Raw genomic sequence first — 24,910 nt, 5'->3', positions numbered from 1 at the left:
AATTTTTTACAGCCTAAAGACCTTTTACCCAATGAATTCTGGGGGTAAACTTCAAAATTGGACAGGACTGACACATTGATTAAACAGAATTTTATCCTATGCAGAAGACCAAAATCAACTATTTTCTCTCTCATTTTATGTCTATTTTCCTAAAAAAAAGCTGATCTTCCGCCTCATGCGAAATGATCAGCTCCCACTATTAAACCGTTTCTTCTTCGTAAATTGGCACCCAGCCCTCAGTTGTGACAAATATACGAACTGCGACGACTTGACGATCTTCTTGAAGTGTAAAGTAGTGACGAATATTTGGAGGCACAGAAATTAAATCACCTGGATTCAGTCTCACATCAAAAAAGACGCCGTCTTTGCCTTGAATGGCAAAGATTCCATGACCGCTCACGATAAATCTGACTTCATCATCCGTATGATGATGTTCACGTTTAAAGTTTTGAAGCAGTTCATCAAGGTTAGGGGTCGCATCTGATAATGAAATCACATCCTGCGCTTTGTATCCTCTTCGCTCGGAAATACTCTTTATTTCCTCTTGAAACACAGTTAAAATTTCTTCCTTTTCATCATCTGTTAAATCGTACTTTTCTGATAACTGTTTTGGTAGTTTTTCAATATCCCAATGTTCATAAATGACCCCTTGCTGTTCTAAATACGCTCGGACCTCTTGTTCGTTCTCAAGTAACGTGTTCTCTTCATTATGAATGTAAATAGTCGCCATGTGTTTTTCCTCCTTTTTATTTAACAAGCTGCTTTTGATAAAGCGCTACTTTCAAATGATAGGTAAATAAAAATTCATAAGCCTCTAAGACTCGTTTGGCTTCAAATGCGGTTTTCCCCCAAACGGTGATGCCATGATTACGAATGAGTACAGCACCAGCATCGTCCGTCAGGTGCACTGCAAATTGTTCTGCAAGGTGCGGAATATGAGCTGGGTTTTCAATAATAGGAACAGTGACTTCTGCATCCTCTTCCCAATAACCAAGCGCTTTAATGATTTCGTTGCCTTTAAAACGAATTTCTCCTTTATCGCCATACAGCTCAGAAATGACATTGTTATCGATCGTGTGGACGTGAAGACAACATCCTGCTTTCGTCCGCTCATAAACGTATGTGTGAAGCAGTGTTTCAGCTGATGGCCTGAGCGGCTGATTCGGATGAACCGGCTGACCTGCTGCATCAACAAGAACAAAATCTTCATCGGTTTCTTTTCGTTTATCTTTGCCACTTGCCGTCACCAAAAACGTGATGGGATCATCCGACACTTTTATCGATAAATTGCCGCTCGTTCCGTAAAACCAGTCTCTTTGTGCCAATTCACGTTTGACGTCTGCTAGTTCCTTCCAGCGTTTACTCTTCTCGTCTGCCATTCCTTCACTTCCTTTATTTGATCAAATTGCGCTTTTAGATCAACAAATGTTTCATACTCTTTATGTACGAGCCCTAGCTCTTTACATTCGTTCAGTAAATAATCACGCGCAAACGTGAGATCCGCATGTTTCGCTGCCTCAATATCAGTCACTGAATCACCAATCATAATAATAAAGTCATCTTCCTGCGTCAGCTCTCGAATAATGGAAGGCTTGCAGCAGCCACAGCCATTTTGGCATTCTGAATCACAGGCATGCGGCCATTCAATTTGAATATGGTCTTCTTTAAATGATGCATGGTTACAATAAATATTCTCTTGTTCGACAATCCCTTCCAGGATGGGATAGACAAAAAAGTCCATACCGCCGCTGAGCACATAGAAAGGAATGTCTGCTTTTTTGACATCATCCACAAACTGTTCAAATCCTTCACGAATCTCTGTATCCTCTAAAATAAATGACCGAATGGCTTCTTTCTGATCACTCGTCAGTAACTGAAACATCTGTCCGACGCCTTCTTGGATCGTGATCTCTTTTGCTAGAACACCATCCTTCCATTTCGTCCATTCTTTTGGAGCAAACTGCTTCATGATGCGAATGATATTATCATTTTTCGTAATCGTGCCATCAAAATCACAACAGACAATTGGTTTTTTCATTTATTCTGCTACCCTTCCCCAAAGATCAAGTGCTGCTTGTAAGTCTTGACAAGTTGATGCTTTTTCTTCAATAGACTCTTTTTTGACCACCGCATCAATGATCGAACGAAAGGCTTTCCCTCCTCCAATTGCTCCCCGCGGATGTCCGTGAATTCCCCCGCCTGCATTAATGACATGATCAAGTCCAAAATCTTTGATTAAGACCGGCACCATTCCCGGGTGAATGCCTGCTGAAGGAACAGGAAATGTTTGTTGAACTGTATCCTCTTTCACACATGCTTCGAAAATGCCAAAGGCATCTTTTTTCGGAAGGGCGACTGATCCATAAGGAGAGGGAAAAAGACTTAAATCAGCGCCAGCATATCGATTTAATTTGCCTAAAAGAAGGGAATGCGAGAATCCATAGTCTGGAGAGGATGTCATTGCACCGCTCACTGCTGGATGTGCCATGATCGGCAATGGGATCTCTGGGTCTTCAGCCAAGCTTTGCATGACATCAAGTCCATAGGCAAAAACGTTGAATAAAAGCGCATCAGCCCCGAGTTCGGCTGCCTTTCTTGCTCGATCTTTCAAATCAAAAGTTCTACCAGTTAAATTAACAGCATAAAGCGTGCGATGTCCTGTCTCTTCATATGTTTCTTTTAATATCTTTTTTCCTTCCTTGATTCGATCTTCAAAAGGCGCTAATGGGCTTTCAAATAAAATCTCATCATCTTTGATGAAGTCTACTCCACCTAAAGCCTGTAAGCGGAGCTGTTCTTTTAAATCCTCCATATCACGGCCGATTACGCCTTTAAATATACTCATCAATAGCGGCCGATCAAACACGCCTACTTTCTTTCGTATCCCCTCAATGCCAAATACCGGTCCTGGCAGACAGCGTTTAAACCTTTCCGAAAATTCAATATCGACGAGCTTTACTTTCCCATCCAGTGAAAGCTTTCCAAAAATCGTCGTCAACACCGCTGGTATATCAGCTGAAAAGTTCGCCTCAGGATAAGCAATGGTCACCTCTGATTGATACAGACCACCAATTGCGGGGGACTGTTCTTTTACGCTCACCACACGGCCTTTATGTTTTTTCAGCTGCTCCTTTTTGAGCTGCGGCAAGTCCGTCCATGACCCGACCGTTAACCCAAGTGCGATCTGCTCTGCTTTTCGGTCTATTTGTTCATCCTCTCGATGTGTTAGTACGTATGTTGCCAGTAGTTCACTCACTAGGAATCCCCTTTCGATTGCGTCCTGTATATGGTCAATAAAAAAACCTCTTTAAGTGCTTGATCAGCGCGTTAAAGAGGTTTCGTCTCATTCATCCGAATCTTATCTCTCAGCGCTTGCTGCAAGAATTAGCACCGTGCTTCATGGAAGTCGGTTGCCGGGCTTCATTGGGCTAGTCCCTCTGCCTACTCTTGATAAGAATATTCAATTTTCTTAAATATTGCCTGAATTATCGCACCATTTTTTTACGTTGTCAATGGCTTTTTTTCAAATAACTGCAAGGCAGCGATACGATCAGCGGCTTCCTTTAGCCGCTCCTCACTTGTTAAAAGACCGACTCTGACGTAGCCTTCACCATGAGCACCAAAGCCATTCCCCGGTGCAACAACAACATGTGCTTTTTCTAATAATACATCAGAAAAAGTTTCAGATGTATACCCTTCAGGCACCTTTAACCAAGCAAAAAACGAGCCCTTTGGCGCACTGACGTCCCAGCCAATCTCTTTGCATGCAGCAATCCAAGTGTTTCGTCTTTTTTCGTACCGATCATTTTGTACTTGGACGCACGTTTGATCGCTTAAAAGTGCTTCTGCTGCTGCATCTTGAGTTGCTTTAAACAGTGACACAAACAGGTGATCCTGATAAAGCTCAATGGCTTCGATAACAGAGGCATTCCCTGCTGCAAAACCGACTCTCCAGCCAGCCATATTATACGTTTTGGACAATGTATAGATTTCAATACCTGTCTCTTTTGCTCCGTCTATTTGCAGGAAACTGAGGGGCTTTTCGCCGTCAAATCCTATGCCACCATATGCAAAATCATGGACTACACACATCTTATTTTCACTCGCAAACGCAACAGTATCTTCAAAAAATGTCCGGGTTGCAGTCGCACCAGTCGGATTATTTGGGTAATTTAAGTACATCAATTTTGCTTGATTCTTATCCTCTTCTGACAGTTGGTGGTAGTCAGGTAAAAAATCATTTTGTTCAAGAAGAGGCATTGTGACCATGCGAGCTCCGGCAAGCACAGCGCCTGACCAGTAATCAGGATATCCTGGATCTGGAACAAGCAGCGTATCACCTGGATTCAGTAGGCATTGCGGCAATTCGACTAGTCCCGCTTTCCCTCCAAATAAGATGGCAATCTCTGTCTTTGGGTCAAGCGTGACGCCATATTCTCTTTCATAAAAAGCAGCTGCGGCCTTTTTTAGTTTTGCTGTCCCGCGGAATGAGGAGTATTGATGATTTTCAGGTTTTGCTACTGCTTCCTGCATCGCTTTCACAATATGTGGAGGAGTGGGCTGATCAGGATTTCCTTGACCTAAATTAATCACATCTGCCCCTTCCTGCACTTTTTTCTGTACTTTTTGTACAAGCGACGCAAAAAATTGTTTCGGTAAATGTTTCAATACATCCGATTGCTGGAATTCCATTTTTTCACCTTCTATTCAAGTTACATGACAATACAATCACTGTAATGGATTGTTTTATGAATTGTAAAGCAATTTTGAAAAAAGATTGACATGTGAACTGCAGCTCTGATAATATCTAGAATTAAGAAATGCAAGTAGACATGAAACAATTACATATTGATTTCTCTTATCGAGAGTTGGGCGAGGGATTTGGCCTTTTGACCCCAACAGCAACCGACCGTTAATACCACTGTGAAGTGGGGCGCAGCAAGAACAGCGCCAAGACAATTCATTGTCTTATAGGGCACGGTGCTAATTCCATCAGACGTATGTGCTGAGAGATAAGAGAGGCTTCGAGCATACACGCCATCAAGCCTCTTTCTCTCAGGAGAAAGAGGCTTTTTTATATGATTTGGAGGGGAAGCAATTGGTTACACTTACGGCATCATATGAAGAATTAACAGAGAGTTCGGCAGTTGCATTAGCCATTAGACTTGGATTGATTCAAGAGAGCAGTCATTTGACCTGCACTGAAATTGGCGACGGAAATTTAAATTACGTCTTTCATATTTATGATCACAAACAAGCAAAAGGACTGATTATCAAGCAGGCTCTTCCTTATGCAAAGGTCGTTGGAGAAAGCTGGCCGCTGACATTAGACCGCGCAAGAATTGAAAGTGCTGCACTCATCAAGCAATCAGAGTATGCACCACATCTCGTACCAGCCGTCTATTATTCGGATACAGCTCTTGCAGTGACGGCAATGGAAGATCTATCACACCTTGAAATCGTCAGAAAAGGGCTAATTGCCGGAAAACAATACCCGTACTTATCAGATCATGTCGGAGAATTTTTAGGCAAAACACTATTTTACACATCTGACTTTGCCACGAATCCTAAAATCAAAAAGCAATTCGTGAAGCAGTTTACGAACCCTGATCTTTGTGACATTACAGAGAAACTCGTCTTCACAGATCCTTTCTTTGACAGCGAAACGAATGACTTCGAAGAGGAATTAAGAGAAGAGGCACAAGCACTATGGGCTGATCTTGAACTGCAAGCAAAAGCAGCCGAATTGAAACGGATCTTCTTAACCTCTGCTGAAACACTGGTACATGGAGATCTTCATACAGGCAGTATTTTTGCAAACGAAACGGAAACGAAAATCATTGATCCAGAGTTCGCTTTTTACGGTCCTTTCGGATTCGATATCGGTCACTTTATTGCCAATCTGTTCATCAATGCTTTATCTCATGAGAATGAGCAGGATCAGCAGCACCTTTTTGATCATGTCGTCAATGTGTGGGCAACATTCAAAGAAGTGTTCACAAAAGCATGGAAAGAAGACAGTATTGAAGCGTTTAGTGTATCGGACAGCTTTTTAGAAACAACCTTTGACCGTATTTTAAAAGAAGCCACCGGCTTTGCTGGCTGTGAGCTTGTTCGCCGAACCATCGGTCTTGCGCATGCGGCTGATCTCGATGCGATTCCATCACATTCTAGAAGGCTTCAGCAGAAAAAAGCAGCACTTACACTAGGAAAAACATTGATCAAACAATATCAAGCAGTGGAAACAGCGTCTGACCTCGTCGCATTATTCCAGCAAACTGTAAAGGAGTGACGAGTTTTGTCTAAAGAATTTGAAGTTCCCCGTTCCGTCGAATGGGAAGAAAACCGTATCAACATTTTGAATCAGCAAAAATTACCCGCTGAAACCGTGTTTGAGCATTTATATACAAAAGAAGATGTGTATGATGCCATTGTGACGCTAAAAGTACGCGGAGCACCTGCTATTGGCATTACAGCGGCTTTTGGGCTCGCACTCAGTGCACAAGAGATTGATACAGAAGACATTGATCTCTTTAAGCGAGAAGTCGCTCGCCTGAAAGAATATTTAAACAGTGCTCGTCCAACCGCTGTGAACCTTGCCTGGGCATTAGACCGGCTTTATCAGCGCATTGAGCGTGCTGCTTCGGTGAATGCAGCCAAAACTGATCTTGTCCATGAAGCCATTCAAATTCAAATCGAAGATGAAGAAACATGCCGGCAAATCGGTCAAAATGCTCTTCAGCTCTTTAAATCTGGTGATCGAATTATGACCATTTGCAACGCAGGCTCCATTGCCACAAGCCGGTACGGAACAGCGCTTGCACCCTTTTATTTAGCGAAAAAGAAAAACCTCGATCTTCACATTTACGCATGTGAAACACGTCCTGTCCTTCAAGGCGCTCGTCTGACGACATGGGAATTGATGCAGGGCGGCGTAGATGTGACGCTTATCACGGATAATATGGCAGCCCATACGATGAAAGAAAAACAAATTTCTGCCGTTATTGTTGGTGCAGATCGAATCGCTAGAAACGGTGATACAGCAAATAAAATTGGAACGTTAAGTCTGGCTATTTTAGCTAAACACTTTCAAATTCCATTTTTTGTGGCAGCGCCTCTTTCGACCTTTGATGTGTCAACTCAGGATGGGTCAGATATTCCGATTGAAGAACGCGACCCGCAGGAAGTAAAGGAATTAAACGGCATCCAAATTGCGCCTCCTGACGTGCAGGTATTTAACCCTGCCTTTGATGTCACTCCTCATCACCTCATTTCCGGAATCATTACAGAAAAAGGCATTATCACTTCCAACTATACAGAAGAGATTGATGCACTATTCACCGAAAGCGTGTCACTTTAATCAAACAAAAGCGCGGGGTTCTTATCATTTAAGAGCACCGCGCTTTTTTGTTTCGTTCGTTTTTGCTAATATTTCTTTTTTCTGCTCTTCTGTCAACACGTTCATTTTGACAAATAGTGATGTGACGGCGTACATTTTATCTTTTTTGCCCCATAACATGTTAGCAGCCTCCTTTTTCCCTAGACCAACTTTTTTAGCTTAATAAAAGGATATGTCGCTCGCTAAACATTTGGAACAGGTCAATTCATTTATTTTTGAACAAATGGGATGCCTTCTAATTCTAACAGGATCGCTTTCATCCCTGTCTTCGTCCCTGCATAACCAGTCAGAGTCCTGTCTTTTCCAATGACCCGGTGACACGGGATAAAAATAGGCAATGCATTGCGTCTATTAGCTTGTCCAATGGCTCTGACAGCCTTTGGATTGCCGATCGCTTCTGCAATATCAGCATAGCTTTTTGATTCACCATACGGAATAGTAGAAAGTGCCTCCCACACTTGCTCTTGAAACGGAGAGCCTGCTTGCTTGAGCGGGAGATCGAACACTTTCCGATCGCCCTTAAAATATTCATCCAGCTGTTTTTTCGCTTCTTTTAATACAGGCGTGTCTTCTTGTTTAAAACGGTCTCTCTGCTTTTTGACCAAAAACGATTCATCATCAAACTTCACTTCAATGATGGCTCCATCTTTCTCTAGTATGTATAATGCCCCGATTGGTGCGGTATAGACTGTATAATACACATTAAAGCTCCCCTTCTTGTTTCTGCTGCCGGAGTGGAAGCGTGAGATGGAACACTGTTCCGACTCCTTCTTCACTCTCTACTTCAATGGTTCCTTGATGCTCTTCAATAATTTTATAACTAACCATTAACCCAAGTCCAGTTCCTCTTTCTTTTGTTGTATAAAATGGTTCTCCGAGACGCTTTAGTTTATCCTCTGTCATGCCGCAGCCTTCATCACGAAGAGAAATCACAATGTGCTCCTCCCCCTTCCTTTGAATGCTCACGTAAACATTTCCTTTCTGAGGCATTACTTCAATCGCATTTTTTAAAATGTTAATAAAGACTTGCTTCAATTGATTTTGTTCACAGTAGATGAGCGGAATATCATCCAGCACATTTAAGTGCATTTGCACATTGCCAAGATTGGCCTGTGCGTGAAGAAGATCCATCGTGTCTTTGACAATTTGCACGACATTTTTTTCTTCATAGATGATGGCCTGCGGTTTTGCTAAAATCAGAAATTCTGTAATGATGGATTCGATTCTTTTTAGCTCTGATGTGATGACATTAAAATAGAGCGAATACTCCCCTTCAATGTTTCCTTTGAGCAGCTGAATGAAGCCTTTTAAAGCCGTCATTGGATTTCTAATTTCATGGGCAATTCCAGCGGCAAGCTCTCCGACAACATGAAGCGTATCCGATTTTCTTACTCGCTCCTCTAATTCCTTGCGCTCAGTCACATCTCTAAAGATGGCCAAATTCATGTTATGAATAATATTTCGTTTAAAAGAAAACTCCAAAATACGTTGATCTGGATGATTCAGCACAAATGGAACTTCATTGTCCATCTCATCTAATGACATCGCCTGAGCTGGCTGCGCCAAATTTTCAATTTGATATGGCGCAAGGATATGAAAAAGGTTCATTTCCGTTAAGTGATCATCTTTGAGGCCAAGCAGTTCACTTGCGGAAGGATTCACATCAATAATCCGGTATTGATTATCGAAAAGAACAATGCCATCCATAGAGCCATTAAATACTTTACGGAATTTGAGCTCACTTTCTCGCAGCTCCTCTTCCATTCGCTTTCTGTCACTGACATTCCGTAAAATGGTTAAGTGCTGTCCTTCTAATACCGCATGCTTAGAGGTGAACTCAAGCTCTTTGAATTGACCATTCGCCATTCTAAAGAGGAGTTCTTCTCTGATTTCAAGATTCCTTATATACCGTCTTCTTGTCGGCCGGTATCTGCGATCAGATTTGACTAGAAAATCCATGAGTTTCTTGCCAATCAGCTGATGCATCGGTAATTCGAAAATTCGGCAGGCTGATTCATTTGCCCTGACAATTTCTCCATCATCCGCCCAAATGATGATGGCATCCATCGCATTTTCGAATATTTCTCTAAAACGTTCTTCACTTTTTAGCAGCTTTTCTTCCATTAATCTTTTTTCTGTAATATCACGCATGATGGACATGTAAAAACCACTCATCACATTGGATGTGATGGTCAGTTCGAATAATTTGTGCTGCCCAGATTGAAGGGTAACAGGAAGTTCTCCCTTTGCTTTCCCTGTTTCTTTCAATGAAGTTAAGAGCTGCTGGAGCGCTGGAAGATTTTCTTCTTCAACAAATTCATTTAAGTAGCGATCTGTTAAATCTGTTTTTTGAAGTTCAAAGCTCTGGCAAAAAGAGTGATTGGCGTCAATCATACAACCATCCTGATCAAAAATGACCATACCGTCAATCGCTCGATCAAATAAATCTTTAAACAGCTGCTCATTCATCGAGCGTTCTCGCTCTAATATTTTCTTTGAAGAAATATCACGCATGACGACAATATATTGTTGATTCACCACGTCGTGCTCTGCTGCAAATTCAATATATTTTGTCTCTCCATTTTCTAGTTGAATAGAGATCTCTCTTTTTAAAGTTCCTTTTCGAAAAAAAATCTCAAGTGAGCAGTCAATTTTGTTTTTCGGGATGCCGTATAGGAAATCTAGAACGGATTTATTGAGGAGGTCTTCTTTCGGTGTTTGTACAAGCCTGCATGTCGCTTCATTGGCTTGGATAATGTTGAGGTGCTGATCAAATATAAAAATGGCATCTAACGTCTTATTTAACAGCATTTTGTGCTGAATCAATTCATTTCGCAAATATTCGTTTTCTTTTTCTAATTTTCTGATATTTTTCGCACCATCGAGCGTTTCAGTCATTCTCTTACACTCCTTTTCCAGCCTCATTCCTCTACAATATTTCTACAAGATTTTCATTGTTCCTTCATTCGACTCATAAAAAAAGAGAACTTTTTACACGAGGCTTGCTTCATTTGTTTCATTTGGATGACACGATTGTATAACGATTCTCTTTTCTTACGCTTCTTTTACAACCGCTCTACAATTTCACATCAAATAGCGAAATGAGCCAATTTGTATTTTAAAATGGGGCAAATGAGGGAACAGTGCACTTAGAACGTTTATGTTCGAAATGAAGCAGGAAAGGTGATGTTATGACGTCCACGAGAGACAGTTATTTTGATAATGCAAAATTTCTTCTGATTTTTCTAGTTGTTTTTGGTCATTTGTTACGGTCATTCATACATGATAATGACTGGATACTCTACTTATATAAATTTATTTATACATTCCATATGCCCGCTTTTATATTGGTGTCTGGCTTCTTTGCCAAAGGTTTTAGAAAACCAGGTTTTATGAAAAAAGTCGCAGTTAAGCTGATCATCCCATATTTGATTTTTCAGGTCATCTATTCTGTGTATTATTATTTCTTACAGGATCAAAGCATCTCTAACTTAAATCCGATTGATCCGCAATGGTCTTTATGGTTTTTAATCAGTTTATTCTTTTGGAACTTACTACTTATTCCTTTTTCAAAACTGCCATTCCACTGGGCAATGATCGTCAGTTTATCGATGGCGTTACTTGTCGGTTACGTGGACAGCATTAGCGATACACTCAGCCTATCTCGTACATTTGTCTTTTTGCCGATGTTTTTAGCTGGCTTTTATTTAAAAAAGCAGCACTTTGAATTTATCCGAACAAGCAAAGGGAAACTGACTGCACTTCTTGTACTAATGGCCGTGTTCATGTTTTGCTATTTTTATGAATTCGATTATTCCTTTTTATTTGGGTCACAGTCTTACGCTTCTCTTGGAGATGAAGGACTCATTGCAGCTATGAAACGAATGGTATGGTATTTACTTGCATTTGCTGCTACCTTTAGTTTCTTTGCATTAGTCCCAACACGCCGGTTCTTCTTTACCAAATGGGGCACAAGAACGCTATATGTCTATTTACTTCATGGCTTTGTGATTAAGCTTTTAAGAACGACTTGGTTTGATGATTGGGCTCTAAATACGGCAAGTGTATTGATTCTATTGCTACTTACGATCCTCTTAACCTTTACCCTATCTAGTACATTTGTTAAAAATGTTGCACAACCAGTCATCGAGCTCAAAATGACCAGTCTGATGCGAACCATTACTGGCAGACAAAACAGTTATATTAAATAGAAAAAACGATCTCTCAGGATCGTTTTTTTCTATTTATTTTTTGTTTTTCTGTTCAGTATGACATTCATCGTTTTTTTTAGGCTTCATTAAAGTATCAATCCATTTACTGCTGTTTATATCTCCCAACTCGCTGCCAAATTCCTCTTGCAAGATATCGGGGTTCATCGGTTTTTTATGGTCTTTCATATCTTTACTTTTCACATGTTTTTTAGTCACGAGATGCTCCCCCCCTGTTTACCTTGATGAGAATTTCGGTTCGCCTGGCGGTCTTCTGATTGCTCGTCAAATTGTGTTTGTCCTTGATCGTGTGCCATGCTTTCTGTAGGCGTCATATTATTCGTGAGTGCTTCATTTTTTGCTGTTTTTCTTTTCATTTGTCATCATTCCTTTTTAACATGTTTAGTTCTTCGCTCAATTGATCAAACAGCTCTTTCATTTGTTTGACTGTCACTGGTTTTTCCTCAGGCTTTAACTCATATCCAATTTGCCCATTCGCTTCTAGCGTTGCTTTTTTGAGACTGCTGATGTCTGTGATGCCCTGCTGCTTTAAGCGCATTTTGAATTGGTCCCTTGTCAGCCGCGTTTTTTTCAGCTTGTGATCAAGCATTTCTCCATCCTCTAAAATCACCACAGACTTCCCTGAAACCAACTTTTCAAAAAAATCAAATTGGATCGACAGCTTTTCCATAATCACAAGCGCCACAATAAAAATGGCGGCCGCATAAATGGTTTCAAGTAAATTATGCTCAATGAAGGGTTGGATAATAATCGATCCAATTGAAATCATGATGACTGTCTGTTGAACCGTTAATTGACTAATGGATTTAGGTCCTGCTATTCTCAGCAGCAAGGTACCAACGAGCAGCATTACAATTGCTTTCCATAACACATCCAGCACGTCTCTTTCACCTCTTACCTATAGATTGCGAACATCCCTTGTGATTTAGCCAGTTATATAATGGAAATAAAAAAACCAGCATTCAGTAGAAATGCTGGTTAGCCGATGATCACACGCTCTTTCGGATAATGATAATTCGCTTCACTTTCCCGGCGACCAATTAAATACAAGAAGCTTGGAATTCCAATCCGTCCTATAAACATGACCACCATAATAATACACTTACCAAATACCGACAAGTCAGACGTAATTCCGAGCGACAGTCCCGTTGTTCCAAAGGCAGAACAAACTTCAAATAAAGTTTCAAGAAGTGTATGATGGTCTGATAAAGTTAACAGAAACGTAGCACCAAACACTAAAATAAAGGCCATCATCGTCACCATGAGGGATTTATTAATATCCGCTTGATGAAGCTCTCTTTTAAAGATTTTAATGGACTTATTTCCTCTCGCAAAGTGAAACAAAGCAAGTAAATTAAGGGCAAACGTAGTTGTCCGAATTCCGCCCCCTACCGAGCTTGGAGATGCCCCGATAAACATCAGCAAACATAAAAATAACAGTGTCGGCTCTGTCAATTGCGTAATATCTAATGTCGAAAGCCCGCCACTTCTGGTGGCTGTTGATTGAAACAAAGAATAAAACAAGATTTCATGCCAGCTCTTCCCTAGAAAAGTAAACCGGGCTTCAAGTGCATAAATCCCAATTGCCCCAACGACAACAAGGAGACCAAACGTAATCGTTGTAATTTTCGTAAACAATGAAAACGATGCATGTTTTCGGTCTTGATTGAATAAATAATCCTTCACTTCGACAAGTACTGGAAAGCCAATAGCGCCAAAAATGATGAGCAGCATCGTGATAAATTGTACGAAATAGTCATCTTTATAAGGAATTAACGAATTCCCTGTAATATCAAAGCCTCCATTAGTTGTTGCACTGATACTAGAGAAAAATCCGTGTAAAAAAGCGCCTTGCACATCGTAATACTTTAGAAAATACATACTTAAAATCAGACCGCCTACAAACTCAATCAGCAAGATTAAATATAAGACCTGCTTCATGAGTTTCACAATTCCTGATAAGTTGCTCTGGTTTTGGTCTGCCATAATTAATTTTCTTTCTTTAATGCCGATCCTTTTTCGCATAACCAGCCAGACGAATGTACCAAGTGTCATAATGCCGATACCCCCGATTTGCAAAACAAATGCAAGGATCCACATCCCGGTCACACTAAATGTTTGTGACGTATCGACAACAGTCAGACCCGTGACACTAACAGCACTCACAGCTGTAAAGAGCGCATCAATAAATGTCCATTTGACTCCTTCTTGGTGAGCCACTGGCAGACTGAGTAGAATGAACGACACGGTCACAGCAAGAAAATAGTAAAGGGCAATCAGCTGAAAAGCCGACAGCCGGTCAATTAGTTTTTTCATTGGATTCATGGTTATTCCTTCTTTTATCTTTCTTTTCGAATACTTTATCATTTTAATGAAAAGAGAGAAGATTTTAAAGGTATTTTGTGCTTTATTTACTTTTTCATCAAAAAGAAAAAGACATCCTTACGCAGAATGTCTTTTGATCTTTCTTATTTTGCTTCTAGTCTTCTAATTCTTTCGTTTAAATCAGGGTGTGTTGAGAAAAGAGAAGCTTTTCTTTTACCACTGATTTTCAGTGTAGCAACAGCTGCTTGATCATCATCTTTAATTCTTGATGTATACGCCTCTAGTGAACGAAGCGCATGAATCATTTTATCTTTTCCTGCAAGGTCCGCACCGCCGCGGTCTGCATGGAATTCACGATGTCTAGAATATGCAAACACGACAAGGCTTCCTAAGATAGAGAAAATAATTTGGAAGACGATCACAGCGATAAAGTGAACAACCGGGACAAGCTCTTCACGTGGAACGAAACGACTTGCGATCCATGCCGCAATTCTTGAAAGGAAGACAACAAACGTGTTGACGATTCCTTGAAGTAACGTCATTGTAACCATGTCACCGTTCGCTACGTGAGCGACTTCGTGAGCGATAACCCCTTCAACTGCTGCATCATCCATTTCATGAAGCAATCCAGTTGATACGGCAACAAGCGATCTACTCTTAGAAGGACCTGTCGCAAAAGCATTTACTTCAGATGATTGGTAAATACCGACCTCAGGCATTTTAGAAAGGCCTGCTGCTCTTGATAGTCTGTGAACGCGGTCAACAAGCTGCTGCTCATCATATGTTAAAGAATCCTTTTCTGGATTTAACACACGCACACCCATCATCATTTTTGCCATCCAGCGAGACATCGCTAGTGACATAAACGAGCCTACAAAACCAACAACTGCACTGAATACAAGAAGATAAAGGATATTAAGTCTTCCGTCTGCTCCTATATAAGAACCAACACCAGTTGCTGCACTAATAACCGATAGGACAATACCAATCGTAGTGATAACAAGAATGTTCGTTAATATAAACAGAAATATTCTTTTACCCATACATAACCTCCGCTGTCATATTAAGTTCATTTGAACTTATTAATAAAATTATAAAAATAAACGTCTCAAATTGCAAGGAAAAAGGAATCGTTTTCTATGTTTATCATACTGGCTCAAACCTCGTCATTTCAATGATTACGCTACTTGCATCCGCTAAAAAGTGAACAAATTGTGACGCAGCGGTCCTATTTTAGTTTATTTTGCATTTTCATTAAAAAGAGATTATGATGTTGAATTAGATCAATAATCACGTTTTTGACGTACAAATGAGGTGGAACATGGTGACTTTTAAATTAACGAGAATTGACATGACGAGACTTCTGTATTCTCTAAAAGGCGAGGGAGATCTGACTCCGCTTCAGCTTTTGAATTTATCTGTAAAAAGCGATAAGGAACATGAATATGATGAATTAAAAATCCCTTCGTTTTTTGAAAAACTCGAACGGCGGAAGCAAAAATCAGAGCACGGGCTTTCAACGAACGAAATCGTTGAGCTTGGCAACTTGTGTGAGCTGACTTCTCTTAAATCGACAGCCATTCAAAACTGGATCAAGCGCGATATTAAAGATATGATCGGCCATCCAGAGCTTGGCAAGAAGTACTCCATTGATCAGGTCGTTATTTTATTAATTGTCCGGGATTTAAAATCAGTATTTGATTTTGATTCTATTCGTATGATCTTATCTGCCTTATTTAATACGATCACAGATCGAACGGATGATATTATCAGCCCCATCCGTTTTTATGAAGCATATGCGCACGTCCTTGATTTTATTTATCACCATACACATTTTCCATTAAAGGAAACGAATTTACGAGAAATGACAGAAGAGCAGACGGACAAGCTCCACGAAGAGTTTACAGAATTGACGAAGCCGCAATGGCAATTGATTAAAGGCATTATCAGTTCCACAGTTTTCTCCGTTTTCACTTCTCACTTGCAAAGCACAGCGCAAGAAATGATGTTTAATACGCTTCAGCTGAAAAAGGCTTAAAACTGAGCCCGAGGTGACCTTCATCACCTCGGCTTTTTTGTGCAGCAATTGCCAGCATAATTGCAGGCTGTTTTTTTCAAAATAAGAAGGCGCAACAAACATGAGGTGAAAGGAGGAATCTGTGATGGCAAATCGAAATCAACTTCTTGTTCCTGGAGTAGAACAAGCATTAGATCAATTTAAATACGAGATCGCTCAAGAATTTGGCGTGACTCTCGGTTCAGATACAGTCGCACGTTCAAACGGTTCTGTTGGCGGCGAGATGACAAAAAGACTCGTACAGCAGGCGCAATCTCAAATGGGCCATTCAACTAAATAAAGACATGGTGAAATACGCCGGATCTATTCTGGCGTTTTTTTACTGTTCATATGTAGGCTCATCCCGGTTTTCACGGTATGAATGCGGTGTATTTTTCCCTTTTTGTTTGACGTCATTTCTGTTACGTTCGACGTACGGACGATTCTGACCACTGTCGTTTTTTTTTACATGCTTTTCAGCATCACCACGTGATGTGCCATTTGGATGTCTTTTTTCATCAGGATCAGTCGAGTGATTTTTTTTTTGCTCTTTGTCTTTTTCAAAAGGGCGGTCCTTTTCTTCTTTTCCCTTTTTCTCTTTATTTTCATGATTAGGGCTTGTTTGGTGAGGCTTTTGAACAGCTCCTTGCTCTTCCCTCTCAACTTCCTTCTGCTCTTTGTCTTCGCCTTCTGGAGCCTCTTTATCCGGCTGCATCTCATCGCTACCGTCTGTCTTTATATCTTCTTTTTTGTCTTCGTCTTTTTGATCTTCATCAGCATTTTTCGGCTCTTCTTCTTTGACAACCTCGTCATCTGCTGGATCTTCATCTTCTTTTTTAACGTCCTCTTGTTCGTTGTCTTGCATTTCTTGATTTCTAATATAAGTTCCTGTTGATATGCCTGCTTTTTGTGCCTTTTCTCTTGTTTCCAGGTCACCTTCCACAGTTTCCAGCTTATAATTGCGCTTTTGATATTCCCCCGAGATGGTGCTGATTTTACTTTTTACGTTTGTTTTGTATGTATGATCCTGCTTGTTTTCATAAACAGTTGAAATATAAATGCTTTTAGAGTGGTTCACGTATCCTTTTTTATCACAATCATCGATGATTTCCTGCACGACTTTGGTCATGTCGTTTTTTTCTAAATCTTTCATACTGGCCAGTACTTGCTTCGCATCTTTATTCAGCGGAGTGACACCGATCACTTGATAATTGTGATCGAGTTTCAGCTCAAAACTTGGGTTAATGTCAATCGTCATATATGCATATGCTTTTTGACTTGAGAAAGATGGCATCATAGTGAAGATCACGACAATAATTGCTGCAATTGATAGAATTCCTGCATTTAACGGACGTAAACGAAGCAGGTCAAAAAAACCGGCTCTTTTTCTTTCGAGACGTGATTCATTCGGAAACGTCACTTCTTGACCGATTTCATAGTCTTGCTGTTCATACTTTGTCCGCAGAAATTGTCCATCAGGGGTCAGCAGTGTGACATATTTTTTGTTTTTCTCTACTATAATGCCTCTTCTCATGAATTAAGCACCCCTTTAAGGTAATCTTTCAAATACACATAATCACCTGTCATAATGATCGCCATCGCAATAATATATTTTCTATTTCTCTCAATCGTTTTGCGGCTGACTTCCACTAGCTTTTCCAGCTGTTTGACTGGCAATTGTTTTTTCTGAAATAAAATGGTTCTCAGTTCATCGTGCTTAACGAGTGTATGGGCCACTTTAATGGCATTTTGTCTCGCATCCGCATGCTTTGGTGAATGCTCAAGCAGTTCTTGAAACGTAAGACCATATACTTTCAATCGTTCTTTAAAATGTTCAATCTCTTCTCTTCTATGTTCTTGTTCAATTAAACGCCTATATTCATTTGCAGAAAGCTCTGCTTCAATCATGCTTTGCGAGTACTCGCCATTCTCACTTTCTTGAAGGTCCATTTGAACCGTTGGCGCGTTTCTTGCTTCTTTTCGAATATAGTCGATTACTTTTCTTTTAATAATTAACTCCGCAAATGCAAGGAGTGAGTTGCCTTTTTCGGCAGAGTATTTTTCTATCGCTTCATTAAAGGCAATTAAGCCTACGCTGAATTCATCATCTTTTTCATCTATATATCGTTTACAAACGGATGAAACCGTCTTAGCGACAAATGGTTTGTATTGCTCGATTAATGCATTTTGCAGCTCGGTATCACCCTGTTGGATGTTGATTGCCGACTGCTCTAATGTTTGCTTTTTCTTTCCCTTTTTAAACAAAAGGCTAAGCAATGGTTTCACCTCAGTTCTCCCTATATTACTCATTTATGATAGCTAATTTATGAGGGAAGCGCAAAGGAAGAAATGAGGAATTCATTTCCTGTTACTCAATTGTGACATGTATTTCTTTATCTACTTTACAACGTTTCGTTTAAAAGCAAAGAAATAAGGGGGTATCCCCCCCTTTTTTGTAATATACGTGTTATGAAAATGAAATGATATTTCTTTCAAAAAACCTACTCTTCCAGCCGCATCTCTTGTTTTTCCTCGTTTTGCTGGCCGCCTTTTCTTGATGGACTTGATAAAAACCAACCAAATGCTGCAATTGCGAGAAGAACCGTCCAGAAAATGACTTTCCATAATGTTGAATGAATGAAATGAGAGGACACGATCCCAATGGCTGGATGAGAAAGTGTATAGAGCGTCAGCTTCACGCCAACCCATCCGACAATGACAAATGCTGCTGTTTCTAGGCTTGGTCTCGTTTTAAGCAGTTTCACAAATACAGTCGCCGCAAACCTCATGATCACTAGACCAATGATACCGCCCAATAGAATGACAATAAATTGACCGCCATCAAGCCCGCCAATTTGTGGAAGGTTTGTTGCTGGCAGAGTCACAGCTAATGCAACAGCTGCTAAAATAGAATCTACTGCAAATGCAATGTCAGCAAGCTCAACTTTCACGACGGTTGCCCAAAAGCCGCTTTGTTTCATGTTTGTGTCTGCTTCCTTTTTCTTAAATACGTGCGATTTTAAAATATGGTGAATCGAAATATATAGAAGATAAATTGCGCCAATGGCTTGAACTTGCCACACATCTACTAAAAACGAAATAAGAAAAAGAGAACCAAATCGCATGACAAATGCTCCCGCAAGTCCGTAAAACAATGCCTTTTTTCTTTGTTTTTCAGGAAGGTGTTTGACCATCACAGCCATAACCAGCGCATTATCAGCTGCTAAAATCCCTTCTAATCCAATCAATACGAGAAGAACCCACCCGTACTCTAAAATAATTGCTGCATCCATCATCATTCCTCCTTATTTTTTATCTATTGTCCCACAACAGACAAAGGCTTATGAATGCAAAAAAGACCTTTGCCTGTAATGGCAAAGGTCTTGCTAGACATGTGATATGTAAATAATCATGCCAACAAAGCCGATGGAATGAGGTTCCATGTAATGACGACTTTGTTTCCGGTAAAAACCGGACGCTACTCCCCTTTGGTGGGATTAAGAATATTTAGATTACTTATATCATAATCAACAGACCCCGGATTGTCAACAGGTGACTTTTTATCTCCACCCATTGATTAAGCCGTTGGTGTTTCTGTTTTTCTTTTTCTTCGTTTCAGCCACACGTAGAGAACAAACAATAAGAGCATACCAATTCCAATCGGCAATACATATGGTTCTAAAATGGTTCCAACCTCTTGCCAGTTCTCCCCAAGGACAAATCCTAGATACACATATACAAATGTAATTGGCGTAATTGCCAAAAACGTATACAGGCAAAAAACCCACACATTCATCTTCGCAATCCCACACGGAATTGAAATAAGGGTTCTGACCCCTGGAATAAACCGGCCGCTAAACGCAACAAATCCGCCATGCTTTTCAAAAAAGGCATCCGATTTATCAAGTGACTCAGGTTTCACAAAGAAATACTTCCCATATTTATTTAAAAAGGGTCTGCCTCCGTAACGCCCCAACCAGTACAAGGTCAAGGGGCCTGCCACACCGCCAATAGAACCGGCAGCCACAACACCGATGAAGGCCATGTCCCCTTTTGAAACCCAGTAACCTGCAAGAGGCAACACCACTTCAGCAGGAACAAATTCAATGCATAATGCAAGAAAGATGCCGAAGTACGACAAATTCTTAAAGGCATCAGCTAATGAAATAATAAAATCTTCGATGTTTATCAATCCCTTTCACACATAATCAGTTTGACAGGCTATGCTTGCAAATCGTACCGTGCCACCTATTAAACGAATAAAAAACCAAAAATGATTCACTTTTCTTCGTTTTTTTACATTAAATTTGATTTTACTATAAAAAATGTTCAAAAAAAATGCTGAATGCCCTTTTTAAGTAAAGGAAAAGTGAACACAGGCGCCACTTGATCCGATATATTAAGTATATGTCTGTTTTTAGATACAGGAGGTTTTCTTACATGACACATTTAACAGGAAGCTACAACGGATGGCTTGTCTTTCTGTCAGTCGCTGTCGCCGCTGTCGCCTCCTACTCAGCTCTTCAATTAGCCAGCCGGGTGATCCAGTCGAGCGGCGCAAAGAAAAGAGTATGGTTGATCATTGGTGCGATGATCATGGGGATGGGAATATGGTCAATGCATTTTATTGGCATGATGGCGTTTCATCTACGCTCTGGTATCACATATGAAACACCCTTACTCATTTTATCGATTTTGACCTCTTTTATCGGTTCTTTCATTGCTTTTTCAATATGTATTCAGCAGCAACTTTCCACAAGACGACTTTTGATTAGTTCGATCACGATGGGCTCAGCTATTTGCAGCATGCACTATCTCGGATTGGAATCAATGGCGAATGTCACCATCAGCTATGACCCTGTTCTCTTTTTTCTTTCGTTTTTTATTGGTGCGCTCGCTTCATTCTTTTCATTACACCTTTTTTTCCGGCTCCATCGCTCTGAGAAAAGGCGGGAGGATCAGCTGTTAAAAATAGCGGGTGCACTGATGATGGGCGGTGCTATTGCGGGCATGCATTACACTGGCATGGCGTCTTCGACGATGTTTTTTCATTCAGATGGTCAGGTCGCTGCGGGTGGTTCTCTTGAAATGTCACCATTCAGCCTGTCCATTTTCATCGGCCTGATGACACTTATCGTCCAATCACTCATGATTTTCGGCGCCTATATTGATCACCGGATTATGTCACAATCAGATCAGCTAAAAGAAAATGAACAGCGGTTCCAATCACTGATCAAACATAATATAGATGGTATTATCGTGTTATCTGTTGATCGAAAAGTGATATCTGCGAATGACCCAGGCAAACACATTTTGAAAATGTGCAATTCCTGGATTGGTGATGATGTGAGTCAATACGTCATGCCGACTGAGATGTGGGAAGACTTTATTTATCAATCAAAAAAAGCAATTACGCGTGAAGCAGAACTGAAAGCAGCAGATCGTTTTTATTATTATCATGTTACATACATACCCGTACACGTCAACCATACACTTGACAGCATTTATCTCGTTTTTAAGGATTTAACCCAGCAGAAGATTGCTGAAAAAGAAATTCATGTGATGGCACATTATGATGCACTAACTGAACTTCCGAACCGTCGTCACGGAATTAATCATTTAAATGATGTTTTATCCGCTCAAGAAGAGACAAAAACGTCAACGGCAGTTCTTTTTCTTGATTTAAATCGGTTTAAAATTATTAATGATGCCCTTGGTCATAACATAGGCGATCTGCTGTTGAAAGCCGCCGCAAACAGACTAACCAAATGTTTGCCTGACAATGGCTTTATTGCAAGAATTGGCGGGGATGAATTTTTAATGATCTTTCCTCACATGGAGCATAACACACATAAAATTGAACAGCTTTTGAAAAACATCATTCGCCAATTTGAACGTCCTTTTTTCATTCAAAACCATCAGCTCATTACATCCATTAGTATTGGAATCGCCATCTCTCCGCAAAACGGAAAGAATGGTATGGAATTGATGAGAAAAGCAGATATGGCCATGTATTTATCAAAGAAACATAAACAAAGCCGCTATGAATTTTTTACTGAATCTATGGAGAGATTGAGTGAGGACAGACTCAATCGCGAGCTGGAGCTACGGGATGCCATTCAAAGAAAGCAGTTTGTGCTTCATTATCAGCCGCAAATCAGCGCCAAAACAAGACAGATGACAGGTGTTGAAGCCCTTTTAAGAATGAAAGCACCAGACGGTTCTCTAAAATCACCCGAGGCTTTCATTGAACTTGCTGAAGAATCCGGCCTGATCATCGATATTGGAAGGTGGGTCATTGACACGGCATGTCAGCAGGCAAAATTGTGGTATGACAAGCAATTGAAAATTCCTGTAGCGGTCAATTTATCTGCTAAGCAGTTTAACTCTGAAGACTTAATTGATTTGATTAAACTAACGCTAAAAAAATACGACCTTCAACCATCACTTCTTGAGCTTGAAGTGACAGAAAGCATGACAATGGACAACATCAAGCAGTCAAAACAGGTACTGACATCTCTAAAACAACTTGGCGTCCGAATTAGTATTGATGATTTTGGTACAGGCCACAGCTCTTTAAGCTATTTGAAGGATTTGCCGATTCACCGCCTGAAAATTGATAAATCATTTATCGAGGATATTTTGAGCGATTCAAAGTCTGAGCAAATCACAGGGGCTATTATTGCAATGGGGCACCAGCTATCTCTAGAAGTCATTGCTGAAGGTGTTGAAACTTTTGCACAAGCGCAACTTTTATCTGCGCAGGGCTGTGACGATCTACAAGGCTTTTATTATGCCAAGCCACTTCCAGCTAGTGATATTGAAAAATTTATCGCCTATCCTGCTCATCAGCTGGATACATAAAAAAGGTGCCAACCATGGCACCTTTCAGCGTGTAGACAAACCCTCGCATTCTTTGTCAGTCCTGCGTGCTGGTGCTCACGAATGACAAATTCGCTCCGCGCCAGTACTCGTCCTTCCTAGACTGCAAAGGTTTTCTATCACGCTGGGCTGAAAAGAAGACAAAGGGCTAAAATCAATTTCATTTTAGCCCTTTGTCAACAATCTAAAAGGTGCCAACCATGGCACCTTTTCGTTTTATCTAAATAACAAATGCTGACTGTGAATACCTGCTTTTTTCAGCAGACTAATTAATTGCTCCTGTTCTTCACGCGAAAGACCAGAAAACGCCCGCGCAATTCGAAGAGAATGGATTGGATAAATTTTATCCAAATAACTGCGCCCTTTATCCGTTAAATGGGCATAAACTGACCGTTTATCCTTTGGGTCCTGTTCTCTTTCAATGAAACCATTTCGTTCTAACTTGTCAATTACGTACGTAACATTCCCGCTGACAAGCAGGAGTCTTGAGCCGATTTGCTGAAGTTTTTGAGCACCTCTCGTATACAGTAATTCGAGAACGGCAAATTCAGTTGGATTGAATCCATGCTCCTTGCTGTCTCTAATACTGTGTTCGGAAACGCTTTTAAATGCCCTTGCAAAAACTTTGTAAAGCGTCATTGAACGTTCTACTTCTTCTTCATTAAACGATAGTCTCATCACATATCTACCTCTTATAATATTTTTTTAACTTCAAGGCTTTCTTGCGGTGCAGTTGGAGCCTTTCGTAAAAAATAGAAGTACGTTTTTGAAAACCCTTTCAACCACATAAGTGACTCCATTCGTGTTATGTATAAGATTTCGATATAAACTTTTAAAATCCTTCTTATTTTTCACAATCATCTCGAAAAAAAGCTTTTCCAGCAAACCATCATGTTACGACAAATTTTAACATAATCTGTAAAGGCTCTATATTTTCTTACATTTGATTCGTCAAATTTCTACAAAATTCAATATTGCTATAATATTAAACACGCAAAAAAAGAACCCTTCATGTGACAGTGCACATGATAGGGATGTTAAAGATAGCGGTCTGTTTTGTTGAAAAAGAAATGATACTCTTTTTTTAAGTCACTAATTGTCATGTTCTTGGTCATATCAGGGCTATACACCCCAAGTGAGCAAAGCTGCTTCGTATAATAATGTCTTTCTTTCGCTAAAGCTTCTTTTAGCCGCACGACATCTCCCCTCCTATCAATGGATATGGATCGGGTGCTTATGAGGACTTTTTATACAAATCATTTTGTACGGCTCTAAGAAGAGCATGTGCATTCTGACCCGCAGCCTGCATGAACTGCTCCAGCAGTTCATCCCTCTTCACATCTAATGCGATGATTTCTTTTGCCATACGGATGATCTGTGTTTTCTCCATCAAGTGCGCCTCCTCCTCATTTTTTCTTTTTATTATCATATGTTCACGTGACATGATTTGCACGTTATATGTTAATTTTCCTTCCATTGTTTTTCACTTTTTTCATTTTTGTGTTATATTATCTAACAAACGTTAGGTTTTTTTACTGACTGTTCGATATAATATGAAGAAAAGACTTGCAGGGGTGAGGATATGACGCAGGAAGATGTATCTTATAAAGATAAAAAAGTCATTTCAATCGGGATTGTCAGTGAATTAACAGGGCTTTCCGTCAGGCAAATCCGATATTATGAGGAACGGAAACTCATCTACCCCCAGCGCTCAACAAGAGGCACACGGAAATATTCTTTTTCTGATGTAGAACGTTTAATGGATATCGCCAATAAACGGGAAGATGGTGTGCAGACAGCGGAAATTTTAAAAGACATGAAGAAAAAAGAACAGGCATTAAAAAGTGGACAATATAAGAAAAAAATGCTGGAAGGTCAAATTAATGCACACTTCCGGTACAAAAATCGATGAACTAAATAAAAATCGCTTACTCGGCAAAATTGACTTAGCACCTGATCGACCTAAATATGAAACGATGAAAGCACGAACTTACCCAAAGACCGATTCTTGCAGAAGAG

At 40.2% G+C, this 24,910-nt stretch carries 27 protein-coding genes and 3 riboswitches; of the genes, 7 read left to right on the top strand and 20 right to left on the bottom strand.

What is annotated here, in order from left to right:
* Positions 1-199: 199 nt before the first annotated feature.
* The 5 genes from MHI41_RS06595 to MHI41_RS06575 all read right to left on the bottom strand — a co-directional run bounded on the left by MHI41_RS06595 (position 200) and on the right by MHI41_RS06575 (position 4,692).
* Positions 200-730: a cupin domain-containing protein gene (locus tag MHI41_RS06595; protein ID WP_008346104.1), complete on the bottom strand. Its 531-nt coding sequence runs from the start codon at positions 728-730 to the stop codon at positions 200-202.
* Positions 731-746: 16 nt separating this feature from the next.
* The gene (locus tag MHI41_RS06590; protein WP_025207241.1) at positions 747-1,379 is read right to left on the bottom strand and encodes a methylthioribulose 1-phosphate dehydratase; all 633 of its coding nucleotides are present in this window, start codon (positions 1,377-1,379) and stop codon (positions 747-749) included.
* Entirely contained in the window at positions 1,343-2,038 is a 696-nt protein-coding gene (locus tag MHI41_RS06585) for a 2-hydroxy-3-keto-5-methylthiopentenyl-1-phosphate phosphatase (RefSeq protein WP_017367123.1), read from the bottom strand. The genes MHI41_RS06590 and MHI41_RS06585 overlap by 37 nt, the downstream gene beginning before the upstream one ends.
* Entirely contained in the window at positions 2,039-3,256 is a 1,218-nt protein-coding gene (gene mtnW, locus MHI41_RS06580) for a 2,3-diketo-5-methylthiopentyl-1-phosphate enolase (RefSeq protein WP_342494655.1), read from the bottom strand. It abuts the gene before it with no gap.
* Positions 3,257-3,355: 99 nt separating this feature from the next.
* Positions 3,356-3,457, bottom strand: a riboswitch (SAM riboswitch).
* Between the two features lie 44 nt (positions 3,458-3,501).
* On the bottom strand, positions 3,502-4,692 hold the full coding sequence (locus MHI41_RS06575; protein WP_019743071.1) for a pyridoxal phosphate-dependent aminotransferase: 1,191 nt from the start codon (positions 4,690-4,692) through the stop codon (positions 3,502-3,504).
* Positions 4,693-4,855: 163 nt separating this feature from the next.
* Positions 4,856-5,019: riboswitch (SAM riboswitch) on the top strand.
* A gap of 79 nt (positions 5,020-5,098) precedes the next feature.
* Here MHI41_RS06575 and mtnK point away from each other — a divergent pair.
* Entirely contained in the window at positions 5,099-6,292 is a 1,194-nt protein-coding gene (gene mtnK / locus MHI41_RS06570) for an S-methyl-5-thioribose kinase (protein ID WP_268389787.1), read from the top strand.
* A gap of 6 nt (positions 6,293-6,298) precedes the next feature.
* Entirely contained in the window at positions 6,299-7,360 is a 1,062-nt protein-coding gene (gene mtnA / locus MHI41_RS06565) for an S-methyl-5-thioribose-1-phosphate isomerase (protein WP_017367119.1), read from the top strand.
* A gap of 24 nt (positions 7,361-7,384) precedes the next feature.
* Here the strand turns inward: mtnA and MHI41_RS06560 are convergent, their stop codons facing one another.
* From MHI41_RS06560 to MHI41_RS06550, 3 genes are all read right to left on the bottom strand, one after another.
* Complete coding sequence (locus tag MHI41_RS06560; protein WP_008346115.1) at positions 7,385-7,519, bottom strand: hypothetical protein; 135 nt, start codon at positions 7,517-7,519, stop codon at positions 7,385-7,387.
* An 89-nt stretch (positions 7,520-7,608) separates the two neighbouring features.
* Entirely contained in the window at positions 7,609-8,100 is a 492-nt protein-coding gene (locus MHI41_RS06555; protein WP_019743074.1) for a methylated-DNA--[protein]-cysteine S-methyltransferase, read from the bottom strand.
* Between the two features lies 1 nt (position 8,101).
* Positions 8,102-10,297: a PAS domain-containing sensor histidine kinase gene (locus MHI41_RS06550; RefSeq protein ID WP_019743075.1), complete on the bottom strand. Its 2,196-nt coding sequence runs from the start codon at positions 10,295-10,297 to the stop codon at positions 8,102-8,104.
* Positions 10,298-10,590: 293 nt separating this feature from the next.
* Here MHI41_RS06550 and MHI41_RS06545 point away from each other — a divergent pair, with 293 nt between their 5' ends.
* Positions 10,591-11,610, top strand: a complete 1,020-nt coding sequence (locus MHI41_RS06545) for an acyltransferase family protein (protein ID WP_342494654.1) — start codon at positions 10,591-10,593, stop codon at positions 11,608-11,610.
* 33 nt (positions 11,611-11,643) lie between these two features.
* Here MHI41_RS06545 and MHI41_RS06540 read toward each other — a convergent pair whose 3' ends face one another.
* From MHI41_RS06540 to htpX, 5 genes are all read right to left on the bottom strand, one after another.
* The gene (locus MHI41_RS06540; RefSeq protein WP_017359457.1) at positions 11,644-11,826 is read right to left on the bottom strand and encodes a hypothetical protein; all 183 of its coding nucleotides are present in this window, start codon (positions 11,824-11,826) and stop codon (positions 11,644-11,646) included.
* The gene (locus tag MHI41_RS06535) at positions 11,823-11,984 is read right to left on the bottom strand and encodes a hypothetical protein (protein ID WP_186365890.1); all 162 of its coding nucleotides are present in this window, start codon (positions 11,982-11,984) and stop codon (positions 11,823-11,825) included. The genes MHI41_RS06540 and MHI41_RS06535 overlap by 4 nt, the downstream gene beginning before the upstream one ends.
* Complete coding sequence (locus tag MHI41_RS06530) at positions 11,981-12,508, bottom strand: YetF domain-containing protein (protein ID WP_017359458.1); 528 nt, start codon at positions 12,506-12,508, stop codon at positions 11,981-11,983. Before MHI41_RS06530 ends, MHI41_RS06535 begins: the two co-directional genes overlap by 4 nt.
* A gap of 98 nt (positions 12,509-12,606) precedes the next feature.
* A complete protein-coding gene (locus tag MHI41_RS06525; protein WP_007498761.1) occupies positions 12,607-13,953 on the bottom strand; it encodes a TrkH family potassium uptake protein in 1,347 nt (448 codons plus the stop codon).
* 143 nt (positions 13,954-14,096) lie between these two features.
* Positions 14,097-14,996, bottom strand: coding sequence for a protease HtpX (gene htpX, locus MHI41_RS06520; protein ID WP_282833562.1), 900 nt, complete (start codon positions 14,994-14,996; stop codon positions 14,097-14,099).
* A 278-nt stretch (positions 14,997-15,274) separates the two neighbouring features.
* Between htpX and MHI41_RS06515 the strand changes: the two genes are divergently transcribed.
* Positions 15,275-15,991 carry a DUF1836 domain-containing protein gene (locus MHI41_RS06515; RefSeq protein ID WP_017367113.1) on the top strand — a complete coding sequence of 239 codons (717 nt, stop codon included), beginning with the start codon at positions 15,275-15,277 and terminating at the stop codon, positions 15,989-15,991.
* A 124-nt stretch (positions 15,992-16,115) separates the two neighbouring features.
* Positions 16,116-16,310 carry an alpha/beta-type small acid-soluble spore protein gene (locus tag MHI41_RS06510; RefSeq protein ID WP_017367112.1) on the top strand — a complete coding sequence of 65 codons (195 nt, stop codon included), beginning with the start codon at positions 16,116-16,118 and terminating at the stop codon, positions 16,308-16,310.
* A gap of 39 nt (positions 16,311-16,349) precedes the next feature.
* Here the strand turns inward: MHI41_RS06510 and MHI41_RS06505 are convergent, their stop codons facing one another.
* From MHI41_RS06505 to MHI41_RS06490, 4 genes are all read right to left on the bottom strand, one after another.
* On the bottom strand, positions 16,350-17,543 hold the full coding sequence (locus tag MHI41_RS06505; protein ID WP_342494653.1) for an anti-sigma factor domain-containing protein: 1,194 nt from the start codon (positions 17,541-17,543) through the stop codon (positions 16,350-16,352).
* Positions 17,540-18,295, bottom strand: coding sequence for an RNA polymerase sigma factor SigI (sigI, locus tag MHI41_RS06500; protein ID WP_008346139.1), 756 nt, complete (start codon positions 18,293-18,295; stop codon positions 17,540-17,542). The genes MHI41_RS06505 and sigI overlap by 4 nt, the downstream gene beginning before the upstream one ends.
* A 215-nt stretch (positions 18,296-18,510) precedes the next feature.
* Complete coding sequence (locus MHI41_RS06495) at positions 18,511-19,302, bottom strand: TerC family protein (protein WP_046527615.1); 792 nt, start codon at positions 19,300-19,302, stop codon at positions 18,511-18,513.
* A 96-nt stretch (positions 19,303-19,398) separates the two neighbouring features.
* Positions 19,399-19,508: riboswitch (yybP-ykoY riboswitch) on the bottom strand.
* Positions 19,509-19,586: 78 nt separating this feature from the next.
* Positions 19,587-20,201, bottom strand: coding sequence for a DedA family protein (locus MHI41_RS06490; RefSeq protein ID WP_007498772.1), 615 nt, complete (start codon positions 20,199-20,201; stop codon positions 19,587-19,589).
* A gap of 248 nt (positions 20,202-20,449) precedes the next feature.
* On the opposite strand from MHI41_RS06490, the gene MHI41_RS06485 reads away from it, so the two are divergent.
* Complete coding sequence (locus MHI41_RS06485) at positions 20,450-22,873, top strand: EAL domain-containing protein (protein WP_008346144.1); 2,424 nt, start codon at positions 20,450-20,452, stop codon at positions 22,871-22,873.
* Between the two features lie 234 nt (positions 22,874-23,107).
* Here MHI41_RS06485 and MHI41_RS06480 read toward each other — a convergent pair whose 3' ends face one another.
* From MHI41_RS06480 to MHI41_RS06470, 3 genes are all read right to left on the bottom strand, one after another.
* Positions 23,108-23,572, bottom strand: coding sequence for a MarR family transcriptional regulator (locus MHI41_RS06480; protein ID WP_088004396.1), 465 nt, complete (start codon positions 23,570-23,572; stop codon positions 23,108-23,110).
* A gap of 356 nt (positions 23,573-23,928) precedes the next feature.
* Complete coding sequence (locus MHI41_RS06475) at positions 23,929-24,087, bottom strand: hypothetical protein (protein ID WP_035700511.1); 159 nt, start codon at positions 24,085-24,087, stop codon at positions 23,929-23,931.
* Between the two features lie 38 nt (positions 24,088-24,125).
* Positions 24,126-24,281 (bottom strand): hypothetical protein, encoded by a 156-nt coding sequence (locus MHI41_RS06470; protein WP_008346151.1) that lies wholly within the window; start codon positions 24,279-24,281, stop codon positions 24,126-24,128.
* A gap of 192 nt (positions 24,282-24,473) precedes the next feature.
* Between MHI41_RS06470 and MHI41_RS06465 the strand changes: the two genes are divergently transcribed.
* Positions 24,474-24,803, top strand: a complete 330-nt coding sequence (locus MHI41_RS06465; RefSeq protein ID WP_007498778.1) for a MerR family transcriptional regulator — start codon at positions 24,474-24,476, stop codon at positions 24,801-24,803.
* The last annotated feature ends 107 nt before the right edge of the window (positions 24,804-24,910 follow it).

Origin of the sequence: Bacillus sp. FSL M7-0307, from assembly GCF_038627835.1 — a bacterium.
Classification (GTDB): Bacteria; Bacillota; Bacilli; order Bacillales; family Bacillaceae; genus Bacillus; species Bacillus altitudinis.
This window is presented reverse-complemented; position numbering and strand designations above follow the sequence as displayed.